The organism is Gluconacetobacter diazotrophicus PA1 5 (assembly GCF_000067045.1).
In the GTDB taxonomy this organism is placed as follows: Bacteria; Pseudomonadota; Alphaproteobacteria; order Acetobacterales; family Acetobacteraceae; genus Gluconacetobacter; species Gluconacetobacter diazotrophicus.
Map to the genome: position 1 here is coordinate 3355245 of NC_010125.1, position 22601 is coordinate 3377845.

General features: G+C 69.8%; 20 protein-coding genes. 10 read left to right on the forward strand and 10 right to left on the reverse strand.

Going from position 1 to position 22601, the window contains the following annotated elements:
- Positions 1 to 29: 29 nt before the first annotated feature.
- Positions 30 to 1139, reverse strand: a complete 1110-nt coding sequence (locus tag GDI_RS15485) for a glycosyltransferase (RefSeq protein ID WP_012227735.1) — start codon at positions 1137 to 1139, stop codon at positions 30 to 32.
- Positions 1136 to 2110: a glycosyltransferase family 9 protein gene (locus GDI_RS15490; RefSeq protein WP_041249528.1), complete on the reverse strand. Its 975-nt coding sequence runs from the start codon at positions 2108 to 2110 to the stop codon at positions 1136 to 1138. The genes GDI_RS15485 and GDI_RS15490 overlap by 4 nt, the downstream gene beginning before the upstream one ends.
- A 142-nt stretch (positions 2111 to 2252) precedes the next feature.
- Here GDI_RS15490 and ygfZ point away from each other — a divergent pair, with 142 nt between their 5' ends.
- From ygfZ to GDI_RS15505, 4 genes are all read left to right on the forward strand, one after another.
- Complete coding sequence (gene ygfZ / locus GDI_RS15495; protein WP_049763043.1) at positions 2253 to 3077, forward strand: CAF17-like 4Fe-4S cluster assembly/insertion protein YgfZ; 825 nt, start codon at positions 2253 to 2255, stop codon at positions 3075 to 3077.
- Positions 3078 to 3122: 45 nt separating this feature from the next.
- On the forward strand, positions 3123 to 3539 hold the full coding sequence (gene hisI, locus GDI_RS15500) for a phosphoribosyl-AMP cyclohydrolase (RefSeq protein WP_012554752.1): 417 nt from the start codon (positions 3123 to 3125) through the stop codon (positions 3537 to 3539).
- A 14-nt stretch (positions 3540 to 3553) separates the two neighbouring features.
- Entirely contained in the window at positions 3554 to 3721 is a 168-nt protein-coding gene (locus tag GDI_RS20080; RefSeq protein ID WP_012227743.1) for a hypothetical protein, read from the forward strand.
- Between the two features lie 108 nt (positions 3722 to 3829).
- Positions 3830 to 4630: an SDR family NAD(P)-dependent oxidoreductase gene (locus GDI_RS15505; RefSeq protein WP_012227744.1), complete on the forward strand. Its 801-nt coding sequence runs from the start codon at positions 3830 to 3832 to the stop codon at positions 4628 to 4630.
- On the opposite strand, the gene lpxB is transcribed toward GDI_RS15505, so the two are convergent.
- The 5 genes from lpxB to rpmI all read right to left on the reverse strand — a co-directional run bounded on the left by lpxB (position 4627) and on the right by rpmI (position 10033).
- The gene (gene lpxB, locus GDI_RS15510; protein WP_012227746.1) at positions 4627 to 5793 is read right to left on the reverse strand and encodes a lipid-A-disaccharide synthase; all 1167 of its coding nucleotides are present in this window, start codon (positions 5791 to 5793) and stop codon (positions 4627 to 4629) included. The genes GDI_RS15505 and lpxB overlap by 4 nt on opposite strands.
- Positions 5790 to 8252, reverse strand: a complete 2463-nt coding sequence (pheT, locus tag GDI_RS15515; protein WP_012227748.1) for a phenylalanine--tRNA ligase subunit beta — start codon at positions 8250 to 8252, stop codon at positions 5790 to 5792. The genes lpxB and pheT overlap by 4 nt, the downstream gene beginning before the upstream one ends.
- Before the next feature lie 3 nt (positions 8253 to 8255).
- Positions 8256 to 9326 carry a phenylalanine--tRNA ligase subunit alpha gene (pheS, locus tag GDI_RS15520; protein ID WP_012227750.1) on the reverse strand — a complete coding sequence of 357 codons (1071 nt, stop codon included), beginning with the start codon at positions 9324 to 9326 and terminating at the stop codon, positions 8256 to 8258.
- A gap of 129 nt (positions 9327 to 9455) precedes the next feature.
- Entirely contained in the window at positions 9456 to 9815 is a 360-nt protein-coding gene (gene rplT / locus GDI_RS15525; protein ID WP_012227752.1) for a 50S ribosomal protein L20, read from the reverse strand.
- 14 nt (positions 9816 to 9829) lie between these two features.
- Positions 9830 to 10033 (reverse strand): 50S ribosomal protein L35, encoded by a 204-nt coding sequence (gene rpmI / locus GDI_RS15530; protein ID WP_012554749.1) that lies wholly within the window; start codon positions 10031 to 10033, stop codon positions 9830 to 9832.
- A 263-nt stretch (positions 10034 to 10296) separates the two neighbouring features.
- Between rpmI and GDI_RS15535 the strand changes: the two genes are divergently transcribed.
- From GDI_RS15535 to GDI_RS15560, 6 genes are all read left to right on the forward strand, one after another.
- Positions 10297 to 11817, forward strand: coding sequence for a mannitol dehydrogenase family protein (locus tag GDI_RS15535; RefSeq protein WP_050935070.1), 1521 nt, complete (start codon positions 10297 to 10299; stop codon positions 11815 to 11817).
- 263 nt (positions 11818 to 12080) lie between these two features.
- Positions 12081 to 14498 carry a glucose/quinate/shikimate family membrane-bound PQQ-dependent dehydrogenase gene (locus GDI_RS15540; RefSeq protein ID WP_012227759.1) on the forward strand — a complete coding sequence of 806 codons (2418 nt, stop codon included), beginning with the start codon at positions 12081 to 12083 and terminating at the stop codon, positions 14496 to 14498.
- 182 nt (positions 14499 to 14680) lie between these two features.
- On the forward strand, positions 14681 to 16009 hold the full coding sequence (locus GDI_RS15545) for a cytochrome c (protein ID WP_012227761.1): 1329 nt from the start codon (positions 14681 to 14683) through the stop codon (positions 16007 to 16009).
- Between the two features lie 21 nt (positions 16010 to 16030).
- Positions 16031 to 16504: a (2Fe-2S)-binding protein gene (locus GDI_RS15550; protein ID WP_012227762.1), complete on the forward strand. Its 474-nt coding sequence runs from the start codon at positions 16031 to 16033 to the stop codon at positions 16502 to 16504.
- A complete protein-coding gene (locus GDI_RS15555) occupies positions 16497 to 18821 on the forward strand; it encodes a xanthine dehydrogenase family protein molybdopterin-binding subunit (RefSeq protein ID WP_041249529.1) in 2325 nt (774 codons plus the stop codon). The genes GDI_RS15550 and GDI_RS15555 overlap by 8 nt, the downstream gene beginning before the upstream one ends.
- Before the next feature lie 13 nt (positions 18822 to 18834).
- Positions 18835 to 20217: an MFS transporter gene (locus GDI_RS15560; RefSeq protein WP_012227764.1), complete on the forward strand. Its 1383-nt coding sequence runs from the start codon at positions 18835 to 18837 to the stop codon at positions 20215 to 20217.
- Here the strand turns inward: GDI_RS15560 and GDI_RS15565 are convergent.
- Genes GDI_RS15565 through hslV form a run of 3 tightly spaced genes read right to left on the reverse strand, consistent with a single transcriptional unit; the run spans position 20200 to position 22590 of the window.
- Positions 20200 to 20652 (reverse strand): SufE family protein, encoded by a 453-nt coding sequence (locus GDI_RS15565; protein ID WP_012227765.1) that lies wholly within the window; start codon positions 20650 to 20652, stop codon positions 20200 to 20202. The two genes, GDI_RS15560 and GDI_RS15565, sit on opposite strands and share 18 nt — an antisense overlap.
- A gap of 22 nt (positions 20653 to 20674) precedes the next feature.
- Positions 20675 to 21991 carry an ATP-dependent protease ATPase subunit HslU gene (gene hslU / locus GDI_RS15570; RefSeq protein ID WP_012227766.1) on the reverse strand — a complete coding sequence of 439 codons (1317 nt, stop codon included), beginning with the start codon at positions 21989 to 21991 and terminating at the stop codon, positions 20675 to 20677.
- Complete coding sequence (hslV, locus tag GDI_RS15575) at positions 21991 to 22590, reverse strand: ATP-dependent protease subunit HslV (protein ID WP_012554741.1); 600 nt, start codon at positions 22588 to 22590, stop codon at positions 21991 to 21993. The genes hslU and hslV overlap by 1 nt, the downstream gene beginning before the upstream one ends.
- Between the last annotated feature and the right edge of the window lie 11 nt (positions 22591 to 22601).

Genomic DNA, 22601 nt, shown 5'->3' on the forward strand with positions numbered 1-22601 from the left:
AGGTTCGCGTCCCCTCATCCCGTCGCCCCTCATCCCGTCGCCCCTGGCAGCAGCGACAGCAGCCGTGCCTCCAGCCGGGCGGACTGGACGGGCGCGCAGAACGACTCCCGCGCCGTCGCCGCCGCCGCGCCCGCCATCGCATCGCGGGTCCGGGGGACCAGCATCGCCTGCATCGCATCCGCCAGCGCCATCGGATCGCCGGCCGGCACCACGATCCCGGCCCCCGCATGCCCCACCGCGCCCTCCAGCCCCGACTGGCTGGAGGCGACGACCGGCACGCCGCGCGCCATGGCCTCCACCGCGACGCTGGGCAGGCCCTCGCGGTCGCCGCCGGGCGGCACCACGCTGGGCACCAGCAGCGCGATCGCCCGGTCCATCTCCGCCGCCAGGTCCGCCGCCCCCAGCCAGCCGGCGAAGCGCAGGTTGGCCAGGCCCGCCGCACGGTCGCGCATCGCCGGCAGCAGCGGCCCGTCCCCCGCCAGAACGACCGGGGGCGTCACCCCGCGCCCGGCCAGAATCCGCACCGCGTCGATCAGCACCGGCACCCCCTTCTTGTCCACGAAGCGCCCGGCGAAGACGAAGCGGTCGGCGGGGCCGGCGGCCAGGGGGGCGGGCTCCGCCCCGATGGGAATCACCTCCAGCAGTCGGGCCGGCACCCCGCGTTCCAGCAACCGGTCGCGCACGCCCTCGGACACGCAGACGAACAGCGCGGCATGGGATTGCAGCGCCTGCCAGCGCCGCTGGAACACCGATGGCGGAAAGCCGCCCGCGTAATGCCGGTCCTTGAACGCGTCGCCGCCATGGAACGTCACCACCAGCGGCACGCCCAGTGCCCGGGCGATCGGCAGGGCCAGCGCGCCCCCGCGCCCGAACTGGGCATGCACCAGCACGGGCGCCAGGTCCGCGACCTCGCGCGCCGCGCCCCAGCCGAACTGCCGGAACGCCATCTGGCGCAGCGGCCGCAGGGGCCCGCTGCCGCCGAGGAAACGCACATCACCCGGCAAGTCGGGCGCGGGGGCATCGCGCCGGCACCCGACCCAGCAGGGCCGGAGAGTGCGAAACCCCATATATTGCCGCCGCATGAAGGCCTGTTCCGAGGGCGGCAGCAGCCGATCGCGATAGACGAGGACGGTCTTCACGCGACCACGGACATTGCGTCGCCCGGGGCGTCGCCCGGGATATCGCCCGCCGCTGGCCCAGCCGCGTCCAGCAGGTCGATCGCGGCCCGCAGCACCGTTGCGACCTCCAGCCCCGCGATGGGCGCGTGGCCCTCCGGCCCCGGCGCCGCGACGCCCCGGGCACAGCGGCCGGCGGGCCCGTATTCGGTCATCCGGCTGGGCCCGAACAGCCCCAGCGTCGGCGTGCCGGCCGCCGCCGACAGATGCATCAGGCCCGAATCGTTGCCGACGAACCCCTGGCAGCGCGCCAGCAGCGCCGCCACCTGGGGCAGCGCATGATCCCCCCCGGCATCGACGGCATCCGGCAGGGCGGCCAGCACCGGGGCCGCCATCCGGCGCTCGGCCTCGCCGGGGCCGTACAGGACGACCGGGCGCAGCGGGCCATGCCCGGCCTGCACCGCATGGGCCTGCAAGGCCTGGGCCAGCGCGACGAAGCGGTCCGCCGGCCAGATCTTCCCCACCCAGTTGGCGGTCGGCGCCAGGGCCAGCCAGCGCGTGCCGTCGGGCAGGATCGCCCGCGCCCGCTCGCGGTCCGCCGGCGCGGTCCACACCACCGGCAGGGGCGGCGGCGACAGGCCCAGCAGCGCGCCCAGATGGGCCACCCGCGCGCCCTGCCGCCGCCCGCCCCGCATGATCAGCCGCCGCCGGGCGGACAGGAACAGTGTGATCGCCGAACCGCGCAAATCCACGCACAGATCCCATCGGGTCCCGACGCAGTCGCGCCACAGCGACAGCCAGTGCAGGTCATGGCGCCGCTTGGTCACGACGATCGTCCGCTCGCGCCCGGGCATGGCATCGAACAGCGAGGCCGCCACCGGCCCACAGGCAATGGTGACGCGCGCGCCCGGATGACGCGCCAGCAGGACATCCAGCAACCCGGTGGACAGGACCGCGTCCCCCAGCCGGGTGGAGGTGATGAACAGAATCCGCATACCCCGCGACACTAGCCCATTGCCCGGGCGGGTGAAATCGGTCCATGGGGCCGGCGCATGCCCGATATATGGTCCCCGGAGGGATTCTCCCGTGGCTTTCCCCTTGTCGCCGGGGGCGCATGCGACCAACATCCATACCGCCATGACACATTTCGCCTTTCTACCGGACCGTGCCGTGCTGGCCATCTCCGGCGCCGACCGGGTGTCCTTCCTCCAGGGCCTGGTATCGAACGACGTTGCCGCCGTCGCACCCGGCCAGGCGGTCTGGACCGCGTTCCTGACGCCGCAGGGGAAATGGCAGGCCGATTTCTTCCTGTTCGCCGAAGCGGACGGCGAACGCCTGCTGCTGGATTGCGAGGCCGCGCAGGCCGACATGCTGCGCCAGCGCCTGGCGCGCTACCGCCTGCGCTCCGACGTGTCGATCGACCCGACCGGCTTTGCCGTCCATGCCGCGTGGGGCGCGGTGCCGCCCATGCTGGATTCGGCCATCGGCGCCCCCGATCCGCGCCTGGCCGAGGCCGGCTGGCGCCTGATCCTGCCCCGCCCCACCCCCGACGCGGCCGACCACGCGGCCTATGACGCCCATCGGCTGGCGCTGGGCCTGCCGGACGGATCGCGCGACTGCGAGGAAGGCAAGACCCTGCTTCTGGAAGCGAATTTCGAGGCCCTGAACGGCATCTCCTGGACCAAGGGCTGCTATATGGGCCAGGAACTGACGGCCCGCACCCGGTATCGCGGCCTGGTCAGGCGCAAGCTGCTGCCCGTGTCCGGCGCGGCCCTGCCGCCGCCCGGCACCCCGCTGATGCATGGCGAGAAGGAGGCCGGAATCATGGCCTCGTCCCGCGACGGGCGGGGGCTGGCGATGCTGCGACTGGACCATCGCAGCGCCGAGCTGACGGCCGAGGGCCATTCGGTCCAGGTCCACATTCCTTCCTGGCTGACGCTCAAGACCGAAGCCGAAGGCTGACCCGGCGTGGCCGGCGACACGCCGAACGACCGCCCAAGGATGACCATGACCTACCTTCCCCCCGACGACGCCACACGGGCCCGCCTGCTCGACCAGGTCCATTTCGACGATGCCGGGCTGATCGCCGCCGTGGCGCAGCAGCACGACACGGGCGAGGTGCTGATGCTGGCCTGGATGAACCGCGCGGCGCTGGACGAGACGCTGCGCACCGGCCGGGTCTGCTATTATTCGCGCAGCCGCGGCGCGCTGTGGCGCAAGGGCGAGACCTCGGGCCAGGTGCAGACCCTGGTCGATGCCCGCCTGGATTGCGACCGCGATGCCGTCCTGCTGCTGGTCGAACAGAGCGGGGTGGCCTGTCACACCGGGCGGCGGAGCTGCTTCTACAACGCCATGCGCCCCCTGGGCCTGATCGAGATCAGCGCGCCCCTGGTGTCGGCCGACGCCCTCTACGGCAAGAACTAGGACCAACACCCGTCATGCCTGCTTCCGAAAAGCCGCCCGTCGGCAAACTGGTCTTCCTCACCCTGCTTATCCTGATGACGATCGGGATGGGCATCTCCCTCCTGCACTCCGAATTCACCTCCATCCGCTCCGCCGGCGGTCCTCCGGTTCCGGCCCCGCAATCGGCGCAGCCGCACGGCTAGGGGCTGTTCCGCGCGCCTTCGAAGGGGAACGCTTCGGAAGCGCAGGCGTCTTTCAGGTCATCGGCCCGCTGCGGCGGCCCGGATACGGGAAGAGAAAGAATAGCGACGATGACGGATACGAAGCGGTTTGACGGAAAGGTCACCCTGGTGACCGGCGCGGCGGGGAATATCGGTCTGGCGACGGCGGAACGCCTGGCCGCGTCCGGTTCGGCCATTGCGCTGCTGGACCTTGGCGGCGCCAAACTGGACGATGCGGTCGCCAAGGTTGCGCGCGCCGGCGTCACGGCGCGCGGCTATGCCTGCGACGTGACGGACGCCGCACAGGTTCAGGAGATCGTGGACAGGGTGGTCGCGGATTTCGGCCGGATCGACTTCCTGTTCAACAACGCGGGCTACCAGGGGGCTTTCGCACCGGTCCACGCGTATCCGACGGAGGATTTCTCCCGGGTCATGACCATCAATGTGTGCGGGGCGTTTCACGTCCTGCAGGCAGTGGCCCGGCACATGGTCGGCCGGAATTTCGGGCGGATCGTGAACACGGCGAGCATGGCCGGCGTCGGGGGGCCACCGAACATGGCGGGCTATGCCGCGTCGAAATTCGCGATCGTCGGACTGACCCAGACGGCGTCCAAGGACCTGGCGCCCTACAATATCCGCGTGAACGCGATCAGCCCGGCCTTCATGGGCCCCGGCTTCATGTGGGACCGGCAGGTCGAGCTTCAGGCGAAGGCCGGAAGCCAGTATTTTTCCAGCGACCCGAAGGTGGTGGCGGAACAGATGATCAATTCGGTCCCGATGCGCCGGTACGGCGACATCACGGAAATTCCCGGGGTCGTGGAATTCCTGCTGGGCGATGATTCCAGCTACATGACGGGCGTGAACCTGCCGATCGCAGGCGGCATTCTTTAACGTTTCCCGCCGTCCAGCACCGCCATCAGTTCGGCCGCCGCCGCGTCGTCCGGGTCGCCCTGCGGGGCGGCCAGGGCGGCCGCCACGGCGCGGAAGCCGGCCCGTTGCAGGGCGGCGCTGCGTTCGTCGGTCAGCAGGCGCAGCACGGTGGCGGCCAGCAGGTCGGGGCGGCAGCGATCCTGCAGCAGTTCCGGCACCAGCCGGTGCCCGGCCAGCAGGTTAACCATGGCGACATAAGGCACGCGGATCAGCCGCCGCGCCATCGCCGCCGTCAGCGGATTGACGCGATAGGTCACGGCCATCGGCACGCCGGCCAGCGCCAGTTCCAGGGTTGAGGTGCCCGACTTGGTCAGCGCCGCGCCGGCGGCGGCGAAGGCATCATGCTTCTCGTCCAGGTCGGTCACGATGATCGGCTTCATGGGCCAGTCGGCCACGCCGCGCCGCACGGTCTCGGCCACCACGGCCGAGACCGGCACCACCGGCACGATTCCGGGGCAGGTCGCGGCCAGGATGCGCAGCGTCCGCCCCAGCACCGGCAGCAGGCGCGGGGCCTCGGACCGGCGGCTGCCGGGCATCAGGATCAGGATCGGCGTGCCGGGCGCAATGCCATGCCGGGCGCGAAACGCCGCGCCGTCGCCCCGCCCCGCCCCGGATTGCAGGACCGGATGGCCGACGAACCGGGCCTCCAGCCCGTGACGGCCGAAGAAGGCGGGTTCGAACGGCAGCAGGCACAGCAGGCGGTCCCACAGGCCGGGAAATTCGCGCACCCGATGCTCGCGCCACGCCCAGACCTGCGGCGCGACATAATGAACCCGGGGAATCCCCTCGCCCTCGATCCGGCGCAGCAGCCGCAGCGTGAAGCCGGGACTGTCGATCGTCACCACCAGGTCGGGCCGGGTCTGGCGAATATGCTCCACCGCCTGGTCCAGCCGGCGGGACAGATGCCGGATGCGCGGCAGCACCTCGACCAGGCCCATCACCGCCAGGTCGCGCAGCGGGAACAGGCTGCGCAGGCCGGCTTCCTCCATCCGCGCGCCGCCGACACCGGCGAAGCGCAGGGTCGGATCGCGGCGGCGCAGCGCCGCCATCAGGCGCGCGCCCAGCACATCGCCGCTGGCCTCGCCCGCCAGAAGCCAGACCGTCCGCCCGGCCGCAGCGTTCATCCCCGCAGCGTGGCGCCGCAGGCCCGCGTCACGGCGGCCACGACCTTGTCCGACACCGCATCGATCTCGGCATCGGTCAGGCTGCGCGCGACGGGTTGCAGCGTCACCTCGACGCCCAGGGATTTATGGCCCTCGGGCACCTTGTCGCCCTCGTACACGTCGAACAGGCGCACGGCGGAAATCAGCGTCCGCTCCGCCCCGCGCGCCGCGCGCAGCACGGATTCGGCCGCCACGTCCCGCGCGACGAGGAAGGCGAAGTCGCGATGCACCGGCTGGAACGGCGACAGCTCGGGCGGCGACCGGCGCCGGCGCTTGGGCTCGGCGATCGCATCCAGGAACAGTTCGAACCCGACCACCGGCTGGTCCAGGCCGCGCCCGGCCAGCAGTGCGGGATGCAACTGGCCGAACCAGCCCAGGACGATGCGCGGCCCCTGCCGGATGACGCCCGACCGGCCCGGGTGATAATGGCCCGGCGCGTCGGCCGTCACACTCACGCCCTCGACCGGCGCCCCCAGGGCCGCCAGCACCGCCATGGCATCGGCCTTGACGTCCCACAGGCTGACCGGATCGGCGCCGCCGCCCGGCACGCGCGGGGCATGGCCGCTGCGCAGGCCGGCGGCGATCAGCGTCTGCCCGTCGGCGGAAAAGCCTGGCCCCACCTCGAACAGGCCCAGGTCGGGATAGCCGCGCGCGCTGTTCCGCTCGACGGCGGACAGCAGGTTGACCATCGGCGTGGGGCGCATCTGGTCCAGGTCTGCGGCGATCGGGTTCAGCAGGCGCAGGCTTTCCGGCACCGCGCCGAACTGCGCGCTGGCCCCGTGGGCGGCGAAGGAATAGCCCACGGTTTCCAGCATGCCGCGCGCGGCCAGCACCCGCCGCGCGGTGGCCGCGCGCACCTGGCGCGGGACCAGCGCCGGCAGCGGCACCGCGGAAAGCGCCGGCAGCGACACGGGCGGGATCGAATCCAGCCCGCGCAGACGCAGGATCTCCTCGATCAGGTCGCATTCGGAATCGACGGCGATGGCGCCCTCGGCCGCGATCCGCGCCCGTTCGGGCGACAGGTCCGGTCCCTGGTCCAGGACCATGGGCATGGCGACGTCGTTGCGCCAGGACGGCACATCCACCACCACGCCGTCTTCATCCCGCATCCGCACCGCGAAGCCCAGGGCCTCCAGCGACGCCACCACCGCATCGGGAGACACGTCCACGCCCCCCAGCCCGGCGATGCGGGCGAAGCGCAGCCGGGCCTCGCGCTGCCAGGCCGGCGGCGCACCGGCCGAGACGACCTCGCTCGCCTCGCCGCCGCACAGATCGACGATCATGCGCGTGGCGGCTTCCAGCGCCGCGACCGGCAGCGCCTGGTCCACCCCGCGCTCGAACCGGTGGCGCGCGTCGGAATGCAGGCCCAGCCGGCGGCCGCTGAGCGCGATGCGCACCGGGTCGAACAGCGCGCATTCGACGAAGACAGTGGTCGTCGCCTCGGTCACGCCGGTCCCCTCGCCGCCCATGATGCCGGCCAGGGACTGCACCCCGGCGGCATCGGCGATCACGCAATCCTCGGGCGACACCACGACGTCGCGTCCGTCCAGCGCGCGGAAGGTCTCGCCCGCGCCACGGCAGATCGTCAGCCGGTCGCCGGTCACGCGATCCACGTCGAACACATGCAGCGGACGGCCCAGGTCGAAGGCGAAGAAATTGGTGATGTCCACCAGGGCCGAGATCGGACGCAGGCCGATCGCCCGCAGCCGGTTCTGCAGCCATTCGGGGCTGGGGCCGTTGCGCACGCCGCGAATGGCGCGCCCCAGAACCCAGGGACAGGCCTCGGGAAAGTCGTTGGCCCACGCCAGGGGGGAGTCGAACGTGCCCTCGACCGTCTCGGCCAGCCAGGGACGCAGATGCCCGATGCCGGCCGCCGCCAGGTCGCGGGCGATCCCGCGCACCGCCAGCGCGTCGCCCCGGTTCGGGGTCACGGCGATTTCGATCACCGGGTCGTCCAGTCCGGCGAAATCGGCATAGGACTGGCCGGGCGCGGTGCCGTCGGGCAGTTCGGCGATGCCGTCATGCGCCTCGCCCAGCCCCAGTTCGCGCAGCGAACACAGCATGCCGCCGCTGGTCTCGCCCCGGATCGCGCCGGCCTTGATGGTGATGTCCAGGCCGGGGATGTACGTGCCCGGCGGGGCGAAGATGACCGACAGGCCGGTGCGGGCATTGGGCGCGCCGCAGACCACCTGCACCGGGTCGAACCCCGGCCCCGCATCGACGCGGCAGACGCGCAGGCGGTCGGCATTGGGGTGCTGCACCGCCTCGACGATGCGGGCGGTGCGGAAGGGCGCCAGCGCCGCCCCCGGGTCCTCGACGCCCTCGACCTCCAGCCCGATCGTGTTCAGCTTGGCGCAGATCTCGTCGGTCGTGGCGGTGGTGTCCAGATGGTCGCGCAGCCAGGACAGGGTGAACTTCATCGATCACAGACCTTCATGCAGCAGGGCCGGCGACAGCGGGCTGGCGCCGTAATGGCGCAGCCAGCGCACATCGCTTTCGTAGAACGAACGCAGGTCGGGTATCCCGTGGCGCAGCATCGTCAGGCGCTCGATCCCCATCCCGAAGGCGAAGCCCTGCCATTCGCGCGGGTCCAGGCCGCAATTGGCCAGCACGCGCGGATGCACCATGCCCGAGCCCAGGACCTCCAGCCAGTCGTCGCCGCCGCCGATCTCGCCGCTCTTGCGCGACCAGCCGATATCGACCTCCATCGACGGCTCGGTGAAGGGGAAATACGACGCCCGGAAGCGCACCGGCAGGTCGGGATTGCCGAAATAGGCGCGCAGGAAGTCGGTCAGGCACCCTTTCAGGTGCGCCAGCGTGATGCCCCGGTCGATGACCAGCCCCTCGCACTGGTGGAACATCGGCGAATGGGTGGCGTCATGGTCGGCGCGATAGGTCCGGCCGGGCGCGATGATGCGGATCGGCGGCTCCTCGCCCAGCATGGTGCGGATCTGCACGCCCGAGGTCTGGGTACGCAGCACGCGCTCCTGCGACGTCCCTTCCCGGGCGGGCAGGTAGAACGTGTCCTGGTCGGTGCGGGCCGGATGGTGGTCGGGCGTATTCAGGGCCGAGAAATTGTGCCAGTCGGTCTCGATATCCGGCCCTTCGGCCACCTTGAAGCCCATGGCGCCGAAAATGGCGGCCATTTCCTCCATCGTCCGGCTGATCGGATGGATCGCGCCCGAAGATTCGGGGCGGACCGGCAGGGTGACGTCCACCCGTTCGGCCGCCAGGCGCGCATTCAGGATCGCGCTTTCGATCTCCGCCCCGCGGGCCTCGATCTCGCGCGTCAGGTCGTCGCGCAGCCGGTTGACCGCGGCGCCGCGCAGCTTGCGCGCCTCGGGCGTCATCCGGCCCAGTTCCTTCAGCAGCGCGGTCAGCCGCCCGGACTTGCCCAGCGTGCCGACACGCACCGCGTCCCATTCCCGCCGGTCGGTGGCGGCGGCCAGCGCGGCCAGCGTCTCCTGCCGCAGGGTTTCGAGATCGTCGCTCATGGCACCTCGCTGGGAACGGACATTATGGACTTGGCGGATACAGGCTCCGCCTTTCGGAATAAACCCCAGAAATGCAAAACGGGCCGCCCCTGGGGGCGGCCCGTTCCGGCATGCGATCGAAGGAAAGGATCAGGCGGCCAGGGCGGCCTGGGCCTTCTTCACGATCTCGGCGAAGGTCGCGGCATCGTCGAACGCGATGGCGGCCAGCACCTTGCGGTCGATTTCGATCCCGGCCTTGTCCAGGCCGAAGATGAACTTGCTGTAGGTCAGCCCGTGCTCGCGGACCGCGGCGTTGATACGCTGGATCCACAGCGCGCGGAAATCGCGCTTCTTGTTGCGACGGTCGCGATAGGCATAGCGCAGGGCCTTTTCCAGGCGCTCCAGCGCAATGCGATAATTGGTCGAGGAGCGGCCGCGGAAGCCCTTGGACTGCTCGAGAACCTTCTTGTGACGGGCGTGGGTGGTCACACCCCGCTTAACACGTGCCATGTCTCAGGTGCTCCTTATGCCAGCCCGTAGGGGGCCCACTGCTTCACAGTCCGACCGTCCATTTCGGTCAGGGTCTGCGAACCGCGGTTCGTGCGCTTCATCTTCTGCGAGCGGTTGATCAGGCCGTGGCGCTTGTTGCCCGGCCCGGCCAGCACCTTGCCGGTCGCGGTGATCTTGAACCGCTTCTTGACCGACGACTTGGTCTTCATCTTGGGCATTTTCATCTCCTTCGTTGTCAGGCTGCGGCCGCGAACGGCACTCAGGCAGCAGTCACGGCCGGGCATGCCCATTCCAGGCCCGGACGCGCGAACAGGGGGCTGCCTATAAACAAGCCGCGCGCGCCAATCAAGCCCCACCGGCCCGATGCGCGATTTCCCCGCCTCGCCCGGGCCGTACGACGCATATGTGACGAAAAGACCCCTGAACCCCCGGCCCGGAACGCGATAGAGGAATCATATTCCCCCCATCCAGGATCACGCCCATGCCGGCCCCCGACACCATGGCCCCCGATACCAAACCCCTCGACTCTTCCACCCTCGGCCACCTGCCGCCCGCCATCATCGTCCCGTCCTACGACCGGGGCGCGGTGCGCCCGGGTATCGCCCATCTCAGCGTCGGCAATTTCCACCGCGCGCACCAGGCCGTCTATATCGACCGCGTCCTGGGGCAGCAGGACAATGCGGGATGGGGCATCCTGGGCGTCGGCGTGATGGACGACGCGCGCGAACGTGCCAAGGCCGAGTCCCTGCGGGCGCAGGACGGCCTTTACACCCTGACCGAATGCCCGGCGGACGCGCCGGATACCGTCCGCGTCATCGGCTCGATCGTCGAATACCTGCACGCCCCCGACGACCGGGCGGCCGCCATCCGCCGCCTGGCCGACCCGGCCATCCGCATCGTCAGCCTGACCGTGACCGAAGGCGGATATTACGTGGACGAATCCGGGCAGTTCCAGATCGACCACCCCACGATCGCCGAGGACCTGGCCCGCGACGTGCCGCACACCGTCTTCGGCCTGGCGACCGAGGCGCTGCGCCTGCGCCGCGATTCCGGCGCCGGCCCGTTCACCATCCTGTCCTGCGACAACCTGCCACATAACGGCCATGTGGCGCGCACCGCCTTCCTGTCCTGGGCCCGCGCCCGCGACGCGGACCTGGCCGCCTGGGTCGAGGCCCACGTCACCTTTCCCTGCACGATGGTGGACCGTATCACCCCCGCGGTGCGCGACCCCGACATCGCGCGCCTGGACGCCGCCAGCGGCATCGCGGACCGCGCCCCGGTCTTCTGCGAGGATTTCATCCAGTGGGTGGTCGAGGACACGTTCTGCGCCGGCCGCCCGCCGCTGGAACAGGTGGGCGTGCTGTTCACCGGCGACGTCGCCCCCTACGAGCGGGTCAAGCTGCGCATGCTCAATGCCTCGCATTCCATGCTGGGGCTGCCGGGCGTGCTGATGGGATACCGCATCGTCAGCGACATCATGCACAACCCCGATGTCATCGAACTGCTGGAACGCTATCTGGGCCTCGACGCCGAACCGCTGCTGCAGGCCCCGCCGGGGATGGAACTGCACGAGTACGGCGCGCTGCTGCTGCGCCGGTTCCGCAACCAGGCGATCAGCGACCAGTTGCTGCGCATCGCGTCGGACAGTGCGTCGAAACTGCCGGTCTTCGTCCGCGACACCGCCGAGGGCACGCTGGCCCGGGGCGGTGACGCCGCGCGCATCGCCTTCCTGCTGGCCTGCTTTGCCGAATACCTGCGCGGCCGCGACGACAACGGCGCCGCCTATTCCGTCACCGAACCGCATCTGGGCCCCGACGACCTGCCCCTGGCCGGCGACGCCGATTCGGCACGGGCGCTGGACATGTCGGTCTTTGCCGGATGGGGGTTGCGCGACCACCCCGATTTCGTCGCCCTGTTCGTCCGCACGCGCGCCGCGATCCGCGCCGGGGGCACCCGCGCGACCCTACACACACTTGTGACGGAGGCGGACAAGGCCGCCTGACCGGGGATCGAGCGGGGGCCGATCCCAATATCACCAAAATGTGAATACGAGTTCAGGTCGAGAAAATCGTTCTGCCCGCCAAAGGGTCCGTTCCGCGTTCCGGCAGCCATGACCGGCAAGGATGCAAAACGCGTCCTTGCCGGCCGCCGGTCCGGCCGGCGGGCCGGGTGCGTCGCCGCCTTGGCTCATCAGCTTGACCCGCCAAGGCGGAATGGTCTTGTCAACGAGTTTGCATTTGCCCCCAACATTTATTCAGGACGTCTATGAATATTAAACAAGGGTTGCGGCCCGTGCTCGCGATCACCGCTGTAGTCTATGCCTTGGTCGGGCTGTATTTGCTGGCGGGGGGCATCTGGCTGACCGCTCTGGGCGGATCGCTCTACTACCTCATTGCCGGCGCTCTACTGCTGGTGACGGCAGTACTGCTGCTGCGCCGCCGGCAGGAGGCCCTATGGGTCTACGCGGCCCTGCTGATCGGCACCATGGTCTGGGCCGTGGGTGAGGTCGGGCTCGATTTCTGGGCGCTGGCACCGCGCGGCGACATCCTGGTTCCGCTGGGCATCTGGCTGATGCTGCCGCCCATTACCCGCAACCTGGGCACCCGCAACCTGGGCACGCGCGACCTGGCGCCGCCCAGCCGGGCCGCCCAGGTGCCGCTGGGCCTGGCCGTGGGCGCGGCCGTGGTCGTGGTCGTCGCCGCCCTGACGCAGGACCCGCAGGATATCGCGGGCAGCCTGCCCCAGGTCGCGCAGAACGCCCCCACCCCGGGCGATGCCGGCGAAATCCCGGACGAGGACTGGCAGGCCTACGGCCGCACCGGCTTCGGCGACCGGTTCAGCCCGCTGAAGCAGATCACGCCGGACAACGTGCATAACCTGAAGGTGGCCTGGACCTTCCGCACCGGCGATGTGAAGGGCCCGCACGATCCGGGCGAGTTCACGGACGAAACGACGCCGATCAAGATCCGCGACACCGTGTATCTGTGCTCGCCGCACCAGATCCTGTTCGCGCTGGACGCCGCCACGGGCAAGCTGAAGTGGAAGTTCGACCCCAAGCTGACCTATAATTCCACCTTCCAGCACATGACCTGCCGCGGCGTGTCGTACCACGAGACCGCGCAGGGGGCCGAGACGATCGACGGGGCGCAGGCGCCGGTCGATTGCGGACACCGCATCTTCCTGCCCACCAATGACGGGCGCCTGTTCGCCCTGGACGCCGAAACCGGCGAACGCTGCCACAATTTCGGCGATGACGGCATGGTGGACCTGAAGGCCGGCGAAGTCGTCAAGACGGCCGGCTTCTTCGAAGCGACCTCGCCGCCGGTCGTCACCGACAAGATGGTGATCGTCTCCGGCGCGGTGATGGACAATTACTCGACGCACGAACCCTCGGGCGTCACGCGCGGCTTCGACGTCTATACCGGCCGGCTGGTCTGGGTGTTCGACGCGGGCAATCCGGACCCGAACGAAATGCCGTCCGACACCCACCATTTCGTCGGCAATTCGCCCAATTCGTGGATCGTGTCGTCCTACGACCCCAAGCTGAACCTGATCTTCATCCCGATGGGCGTGCAGACGCCGGACATCTGGGGCGGCAATCGCGGGGCGGACGCCGAACGCTATGCCAGCTCGATCCTGGCGCTGAACGCCGATACCGGCAAGCTGGCCTGGTCGTACCAGACCGTGCACCATGACCTTTGGGACATGGACATCCCGGCCCAGCCCAGCCTGGTGGACGTCCGCACCGCCGGCGGCGACATCGTCCCCGCGCTGTACGCCCCGGCCAAGACCGGCAACATCTTCGTCCTGGACCGCCGCACCGGCACCCCGATCGTGCCGGCGCCCGAAACGCGGGTGCCCCAGGGCCCGGCCCCGGGCGACCACCTTTCGCCCACGCAGCCCTTCTCGGAGCTGACCTTCCGCCCCAAGAACAACCTGACGGGCGCGGACATGTGGGGCGGCACCATGTTCGACCAGCTGATGTGCCGGATCATGTTCCACCAGCTTCGCTATGACGGGCCGTTCACCCCGCCGTCGCTGCAGGGCACGCTGGTGTTCCCGGGCAACCTGGGCATGTTCGAATGGGGCGGGCTGGCCGTCGATCCGGTGCGCCAGATCGCCATCGCCAACCCGATCGCGATCCCGTTCGTCTCGCGCCTGATCCCGCGCGGCCCGAACAACCCGGCGTCGCCCGACGCCTCGCAGCCCTCGGGCTCGGAAACGGGGGTGCAGCCGATGTTCGGCGTGCCGTACGGCGTGACGCTCAGCCCGTTCCTGTCGCCGCTGGGCCTGCCGTGCAAGAAGCCGGCCTGGGGCTTCATGGCCGGGATCGACCTGAAGACCAACACCATCGTGTGGATGCACCGCAACGGCACGATCCGCGACAGCGCGCCGCTGCCGATCCCCTTCAAGCTGGGCGTGCCCAGCCTGGGCGGACCGCTGACGACGGCGGGTGGCGTGGCCTTCCTGACCTCGACGGCGGATTTCTATATCCGCGCGTATGACGTCACCACGGGCCGCCAGCTCTGGCAGGACCGCCTGCCGGCGGGTGGCCAGTCCACGCCGATGACCTACGCCGTGGGTGGCCGCCAGTTCATCGTGACGGCCGATGGCGGTCACGGGTCGTTCGGCACCAAGCTGGGCGATTACGTGGTGGCCTACGCCCTGCCCGAAGCCCACTGACGCATACCCCGCCCGCGATCCCCCGGATTGCGGGCGGGCCTATCTATCGGATATGTGAAGACATTCATCCCGGACGGGTGATGCTTTCCCCCCTTCGGTCCGGTACATGAAACAGGGCGGACCTGCCTGACAGCACAACGACAGAGGGGTGACGGCATGCTTTTCCCGTCCGCAGGACAATCGTGATCGGACGCATCGTCGCGGCACTTACCGGTATCGGGGTCGTCGCGGGCGCGGGTTTCCTGGCCATTGCCTGGCATCCCGCCATCGCCCCAGTCGCTCCCCCCACGGCCGGCAGTTTCGACACCGCCAGCATCGAACGGGGCCGCGTGCTGGCGGCCGGGGGTTACTGCGCGGAATGCCATACCCGCCGCGACGGCCAGCAGGGCGCGCCCCTGGCCGGCGACTACGCCATGGCCACGCCGTTCGGCACCATCCATTCCAGCAACATCACCCCCGACCCCGAAACCGGTATCGGACGCTGGTCGCTGGCGGCCTTCACCCGCGCCATGCGCCACGGCGTATCGCGCGACGGCGCGAACCTGTTCCCCGCCTTCCCGTTCGACCATTTCACGCACATGACCGACGGCGACATCGCCGACGTGTACGCGTTCCTGATGACGCGGCCGCCGGTCCATGCGCAAAAGCGCGAGAACACGGTTCCCTTCCCCGCCAACATCCGCCTGTTCCAGGGCGGGTGGAAACTGCTGTTCCTGCATCCGGGCGTCTACCGGCCTGATCCGGCACATGACGCGCAATGGAATCGCGGCGCCTACCTGGCCGAGGGGCTGAGCCACTGCGGCGCGTGCCACACGCCGCGCAACATGCTGGGGGCCGAGAAGTCGGACGCCGCCTATGACGGCGCGCCGGTCGATAACTGGATCGCCCCGCCGCTGAACGCGACCAACCCCACCCCGGTCACGTGGACCGAGAACGAGTTCTTCAGCTACCTGCGCTACGGCGTCGCCCCGCTGCACGGCAGCGCGGCCGGACCGATGTCCCCCGTCGTGCATGGCGGGCTGAGCGAGATGCCGGAATCCGACGTGCGGGCCATCGCGGTCTATCTGGCCGACCTGGACCACGCTGCCAGCCGGCAGGGCGGCGATAGCGCGCGCCTGACCGCCGCGATGGCCAGTTCGACCCGCGACCTGACCGGGCCGCAGACCGATCCGGACGCCAGGCTGTATGCCGGCGCCTGCGCCGCCTGCCATGCCAATACCGGCGCGCAGCCGGTGCCGGGACGCCCGGACCTGGCGCTGAACAACGCGCTGTGGCTGTCGGAACCGACCAACCTGTACCAGGTCGTCCTGCGCGGCATCGGCACCGCGGAAGGACAGGCCGGGATCACCATGCCCAGCTTCTACCATTCCCTGACCGACGCCGACCTGGCGCGGCTGGCCGCCTATCTGCGGCGCACGCGCACCACGCTGCCCCCCTGGACCGACCTGGAGAAGAAGGCTGCCGCCGTACGCTCGACATTGCCCGCGCCACCGGTCGCGGCCTCTCATTGAGATGACAGACGGAGCCCCGACATGACGACTTTTCGCCTCAACGGCCATGACGTGTCCGTCGACGTGCCGGATGACACCCCGCTGCTGTGGGTCATCCGCGATGAAATCGGACTGACCGGCACCAAGTTCGGCTGCGGCATCGGCATGTGCGGTGCCTGCACCGTCCATGTAGGCGGCCGCGCCACCCGGTCCTGCATCACGCCGATCGTCGCCGTGCAGGGGGCGGACATCACGACCATCGAAGGGCTGGACCCGGCGGGCGCCCATCCGCTGCAGGAGGCATGGAAGGACCTGCAGGTCCCGCAATGCGGCTACTGCCAGTCGGGACAGATCATGCAGGCCGCGAGCCTGCTGCGCGACTACCCGAACCCGACGGACGAGGACATCGACGCGGTCATGGGCGGCTCGCTCTGCCGCTGCATGACCTATATCCGCATTCGCGACGCCATCAAGAAGGCCGCCCTGGCCATGCGGGAGGAACCGTCCAATGGGTAGGCTGAGCCAGATGGACAAGCGCGGCGGCGCGACGGGGCAGATGTCGCGCCGGGGCTTCCTGATGATCGCGGCGGGCGGCGCGGGCGCCCTGTTCGGCTTCCCGGCGGCGCGCGCGGCGGAACAGTTCCCCGCTGCCGGCCTTCCCGGCAACGGCGCGTTCGAACCCACGATCTGGTGCGCCATCGCCCCGGACGGCACCGTGACCGTCAACATCATCCGGGCCGAGATGGGCCAGCATATCGGTTCCGCCCTGGCGCGGATCATCGCGGACGAGATGGACGCGGACTGGAACCGCGTGCGCATCAACTATGTCGACAGCGACCCGAAATGGGGCCTGATGGTCACGGGCGGAAGCTGGTCGGTCTGGATGACATGGGACGTCTTCCGCCAGGCGGGCGCCGCGGCCCGCATCGCGCTGACCGAGGCCGGGGCCGGCCTGCTGGGCGTGGCGCCCGGCCAGTGCATCACCCGCGACGGCATGGTCGTGGCCGGCAGCCGCAGCATCAGCTACGGCGACATCGTGGCGCGCGCCCATCCGTCGCACAGCTTCACGCCCGACGAAATGGCCAAGCTGCCGCTGAAGCCGGCGTCCGAACGGCGCCTGGTCGGCAACGACACGCTGAAGGCGCTGGACATTCCGCCCAAGACCAACGGCACGGCGATCTACGGCATCGACGCGCGGGTCGAGGGGATGGTCTATGCCCGGCCGAAAATGCCGCCCACCCGTTACGGTTCCCGCGTCCGTTCGGTCGATGACAGCGCCGCGCGGACGGTCAAGGGCTATCAGCGCTACATCGAACTCGACGACCCGTCCGGCGTCGTGCAGGGCTGGGTCGTCGCCGTCGCCAGCACCTATACCGCCGCGATCCGTGCCGCCGACCTGCTGAAGGTCGACTGGGCACCGGGCGATGCCGTCCATGTCTCGGAACAGGACGTCATCGATCACGGGCGCGCGCAGATCGACCGCAAGGATGGCGGCGTGATGGTGTTCGACGATCCCGGCGTCGATGCCGCCTTCGCCGCCGCCGCCACGACCTTCGCGCAGGACTACACCTGCGCCTCGGTGCTGCATTACCAGCTGGAACCCACCAACGCCCTGGCGTTCGAAAAGGACGGCATCTTCGAGATCCATGCCGGCAACCAGTGGCAGTCGCTGATCCTGCCGACCCTGGCCAAGGCCCTGGAGCGACCGGAGGACAAGATCGTCCTGCGCAGCTACCTGCTGGGCGGCGGGTTCGGCCGCCGCCTGAACGGCGACTACATGATCCCGGCCGCCCTGGCGTCGAAGGCGCTGGGCGGCAAGCCGGTCAAGCTGATCCTGACCCGGTCGGACGACATGCAGTTCGATTCCTTCCGCTCGCCCTCCATCCAGCGCGTGCGGGTGGCCTTCGACGGCAAGCACGCCATCACGGCGATGGAGTACCACGCCTCGGCCGGCTGGCCGACGCAGGTCATGGCCGCCGCCTTCATGTCCAAGGGCGTGGACGGCAAGAAGTACGACCCGTTCGCCATCGCCGGCGGCGACCATTGGTACGAGGTCGGCGCCTTCCGCGTCCGCGCCCTGTCCAACGACCTGGCCAACCGGACCTTCCGCCCCGGCTGGCTGCGATCGGTCAGCCCGGGCTGGACCAGCTGGGGACTGGAGTCCGGCTGGGACGAAATCGCGCACGCCCAGGGCCGTGACGCCGTCCAGTTCCGGCTGGACCATCTGACGGGTGCCGGCCGCAACAAGGGCCAGGCGCCGGATTCCACCGGCGGCGCGCTACGCCAGGCCGCCGTGGTCCGCCGCGTGGCCGAAAAGGCCGGCTGGGGGCGTGCCCTGCCCGCCGATACCGGCCTGGGCATCGCCACGACATTCGGCCAGGAACGCGGCATGCCGACCTGGATCGCCTGCTGCGCGCAGGTCCATGTGGACCGCGCGACGGGGATCGTGCGCTGCCAGAAGCTGACCATCGTCGTCGATGCCGGCACCATCGTCGATCCCGACGGCGCGCGGGCGCAGACCGAGGGCGCGGCCCTGTGGGGGCTGAGCATGGCGCTGTTCGAGGGATCGGAAATCGTCAACGGCCTGCCCCGCGACCGCAACCTGGACACCTATACCCCCCTGCGCATCGCCGACGTGCCGGAGATGGATATCGAATTCCTGCCCAGCACCGAAAAGCCGACGGGCCTGGGCGAGCCCGGCACCACGGTCGTGGCCCCGGCCATCGGGAACGCGATCTTCAACGCCGTCGGGGTGCGGATGCGCCACCTGCCCATCCGTCCGGCGGATGTGCTGCATGCCCTGCGGAGCAGGAACGGCACCGCATCAACCTGAAACCGGCCGCGCCATGACCCTGCTGCCCTATATCGTCGCCGCCACGTTCTTCATGGAGTATCTGGACTCCACGATCATCGCGACGGCGCTACCGTCCATGGCGCGGTCCTTCCATGTGGGGCCGAACGAAATCAGCTTGGGCATGACCGCCTATATGCTGACGCTGGCGGTCTTCATCCCGATCAGCGGCTGGGCGGCCGACCGGTTCGGGTCGCGCACGGTCTTCGCCAGCGCGGTCGTGGTCTTCACCGCCGCCTCGGTCCTGTGCGGGTTCGCGGGCAGCGTGGACCAGTTCGTCGCCGCCCGCGTGCTGCAGGGCCTGGGCGGGGCGATGATGGTGCCGGTCGGCCGGTTCATCGTGGTGCGCAACACCGAAACCAGCCGGATGATCCAGGCGATTTCCACCATCACCTGGCCGGCGGTGGTGGCCCCGGTGGTGGGGCCGACGGTCGGCGGCATGATCGTGACGTTCGCCACCTGGCACTGGATCTTCTTCATCAACGTGCCGCTGGGGCTGATGGTGCTGGGCGTCATCTTCGCCGTGGTGCCCCAGCAGTTCGGCGAGCGCCGGCCGATGGACTGGGGCGGCTTCGTGCTGGGCGGCCTGTCGCTGACCGCGATCCTGCTGGGCACGGAACTGGCCAGCAACACCCAGGCCAGCCTGGTCCTGGCGGGGGCGCTGTTCGTGGCCGGCCTGCTGCTGGGCGCGGCCACGCTGCGCCACGCGGCGGGGCAGGACCATCCGCTGCTGGATTTCCGGCTGATGCGGCATCCGACCTTCGCCGTCACCGTGCTGGCCGGCACGCTCAGCCGCTTCACCATCGACGCCATCCCCTATCTGGTGCCGCTGCTGTTGCAGGTAGGGTTCGGGCTGACGGCCTTTCACGCCGGGTCGCTGATGCTGGCCTTCGCCTTCGGCAACCTGGGCATGAAGATGTTCACGACGCGCATCCTGGACCGCTTCGGCTTCCGCACCACGGCGGCGGTGAACGCGGGGCTGGGCGTGCTGTTCGTCCTGCTGGCGGGGGCGATGGTCCCGGCGACGCCGGTCGCGATCCTGCTGCTGGTGCTGCTGGGCTGCGGGGTCACACGGTCCATGCAGTACACACTGCTGGCCACGCTGGGCTACGCCGATATCGGCAATCGTGAAAAAGGCGCGGCCAGCACGCTGCTCAGCGTCACCCGGCAGATCTGCATCGGGCTGGGCGTGGCCTTCGCGGCGCTGACGCTGCGCGCCGTCGCCACCCTGCGGGGCGAACACCCGGCCACCGACGCCTTCGTCCCGGCCGATTTCCACTGGGCGTTCCTGATCGTCGCCATCCCGCTGGCCCTGTCGATCCCGCGCTACCTGCGCATGGACCGCACGGCCGGGGCGGCGCTACGCACCGCTTCCTGATATCTGGGACGCCGCCTGCCGGATGGCGCGCGCCATCGCCTCCACCCCGTTTCCCCGGTTGGTGGACAGCGCCTGCACCAGTCCGAGATCGCGCAGGAAGCCCGGCTCGGTCGACAGGATCTCCTCCGCCGACCGGCCCGAATAGACCCGCAGCAGCAGCGCCACCAGGCCGGAGACGATGGCGGCGTCCGACGCGCCGGCGAAGAACAGCTTCCCGTCGCGGCTGCTGGCCTCCAGCCACACCTGGCTCTGGCAGCCGGGTACGCGATGGGCGTCATCCATCCATTCGGGGGGGAAAGGCGGCAGCTTGCGGCCCAGTTCGATGATGTACTGGTAGCGCTGCATCCAGTCATCGAACAGGTCGAGTTCCTCGCCGATGGCGGCAACCGCCTCGGCGGCGGTGTCGTCCTCGGGCCTGACGAACGGCTCGGTCATAAGGCTATCTGATCCACGTAATTTAAAGAATGAAGCGGCTGAGGTCGCCCTTGCGCGCCAGCGGCGCCACCTTGTCCTGCACGTCGGCGGCGGTGATGCGCACCGCCTGGCCCGAACGGTCGGACGCCGTGAACGAGACCTCTTCCAGCAGCCGCTCCAGCACCGTCGCCAGGCGCCGCGCGCCGATATTCTCGATCCGCTCGTTGATGTCGGCGGCCAGTTCCGCCAGCGCGTCCACCGCGTCGTCCGAGAACTCCAGGGTCACGCCCTCGGTCCCCAGCAGCGCGGTATATTGCTTCAGCAGCGAATGTTCCGGCTCGGTCAGGATGCGCCGCAGGTCCTCGCGCGTCAGCGGCGCCAGCTCGACACGGATCGGCAGGCGCCCCTGCAATTCCGGCAGCAGGTCCGACGGCTTGGCGATGTGGAACGCGCCCGAGGCGATGAACAGGATATGGTCCGTCTTCACCGGCCCGTATTTGGTGGATACCGTCGTGCCCTCGATCAGCGGCAGCAGGTCGCGCTGCACGCCCTCGCGCGAGACGTCGCCGCCCCGGAACCCGCTTTCCGACGACCGGGCGCAGACCTTGTCGATCTCGTCCAGGAAGACGATGCCGTGATCCTGGGCATGGGCCACCGCCTCGCCGGTCAGGGCGTCGTTGTCCAGCATCTTGTCCGCTTCCTCGCGCGTCAGGGCCTCGCGCGCGGCGGCGACGGTCATGCGGCGGCGCTGCGGCACGCGGTTCATCAATCCCTTCATCATGTCGGAGAAATTGATGACCGTACCGGACGTCATGTTCCCCATGTCGCCCATGCTGCCCGGTGCCTGGGTGTCGGCGATCGAGATTTCGACCTCCTTCTCCTCCAGCTCGCCATTGCGCAGCATGCGGCGGAACTTGCCCTTGGTGTCGGCCGAGGCACCCTCGCCCACCAGCGCGTCCACCAGCCGGTTTTCGGCGGCCAGTTCGGCGCGCGCCTGCACGTCGCGGCGGCGCAGGTCGCGCAGCATGTTCAGCGACACCTCGACCAGGTCGCGCACGATGCTTTCGACATCGCGGCCGACATAGCCGACCTCGGTGAACTTGGTGGCCTCGACCTTCAGGAACGGCGCCTGCGCCAGACGGGCCAGGCGGCGGGCGATCTCGGTCTTGCCGCAGCCGGTCGGGCCGATCATCAGGATGTTCTTCGGCACCACCTCGTCGCGCAGCCCGTCGGCCAGTTGCGCCCGGCGCCAGCGGTTGCGCAGCGCGATAGCCACCGCGCGCTTGGCATCGGTCTGGCCGATGATGAAGCGATCGAGTTCCGAGACGATCTCACGGGGGGAATGGTTGGGAATGTCCATTACGCGGCAGCCTCTCCCGGAGCCTCATCCGGGCCCAGGGTCTCCAGAATCACGGAATGATTGGTATAGACGCAGATCTCGCCGGCGATGCGCATCGCCCGGCGCGCGATCTCGGCCGCCGACAGGCCGTCGATATCGGCCAGCGCCCGCGCGGCGGACAGGGCATAATTGCCGCCCGAGCCGATGGCGATGATCCCGTCCTCGGGTTCCAGCACGTCGCCGTTGCCGGTCAGGGTGAACGAGCGTTCCTGGTCGGCCACGGCCATCATCGCCTCCAGCCGGCGCAGGTAGCGGTCGGTCCGCCAGTCCTTGGCCAGTTCGACGCAGGCGCGTTCCAACTGGTTCGGGTAGCGTTCCAGCTTGGCTTCCAGCCGTTCCAGCAGGGTGAAGGCATCGGCCGTCGCCCCGGCGAAGCCCGCCAGGATGGAATTGGACGGGCCGATGCGCCGGACCTTGCGGGCATTGCCCTTTATGACTGTGGCGCCCAGCGTGACCTGGCCGTCGCCGGCCATCGCCACCTGCGCGCCCCGGCGCACGCACAGGATCGTCGTCCCGTGCCAGCCGATGGGATCATGTTGGCTCGCGTGTATGTTCTGCATGACTGACAGAG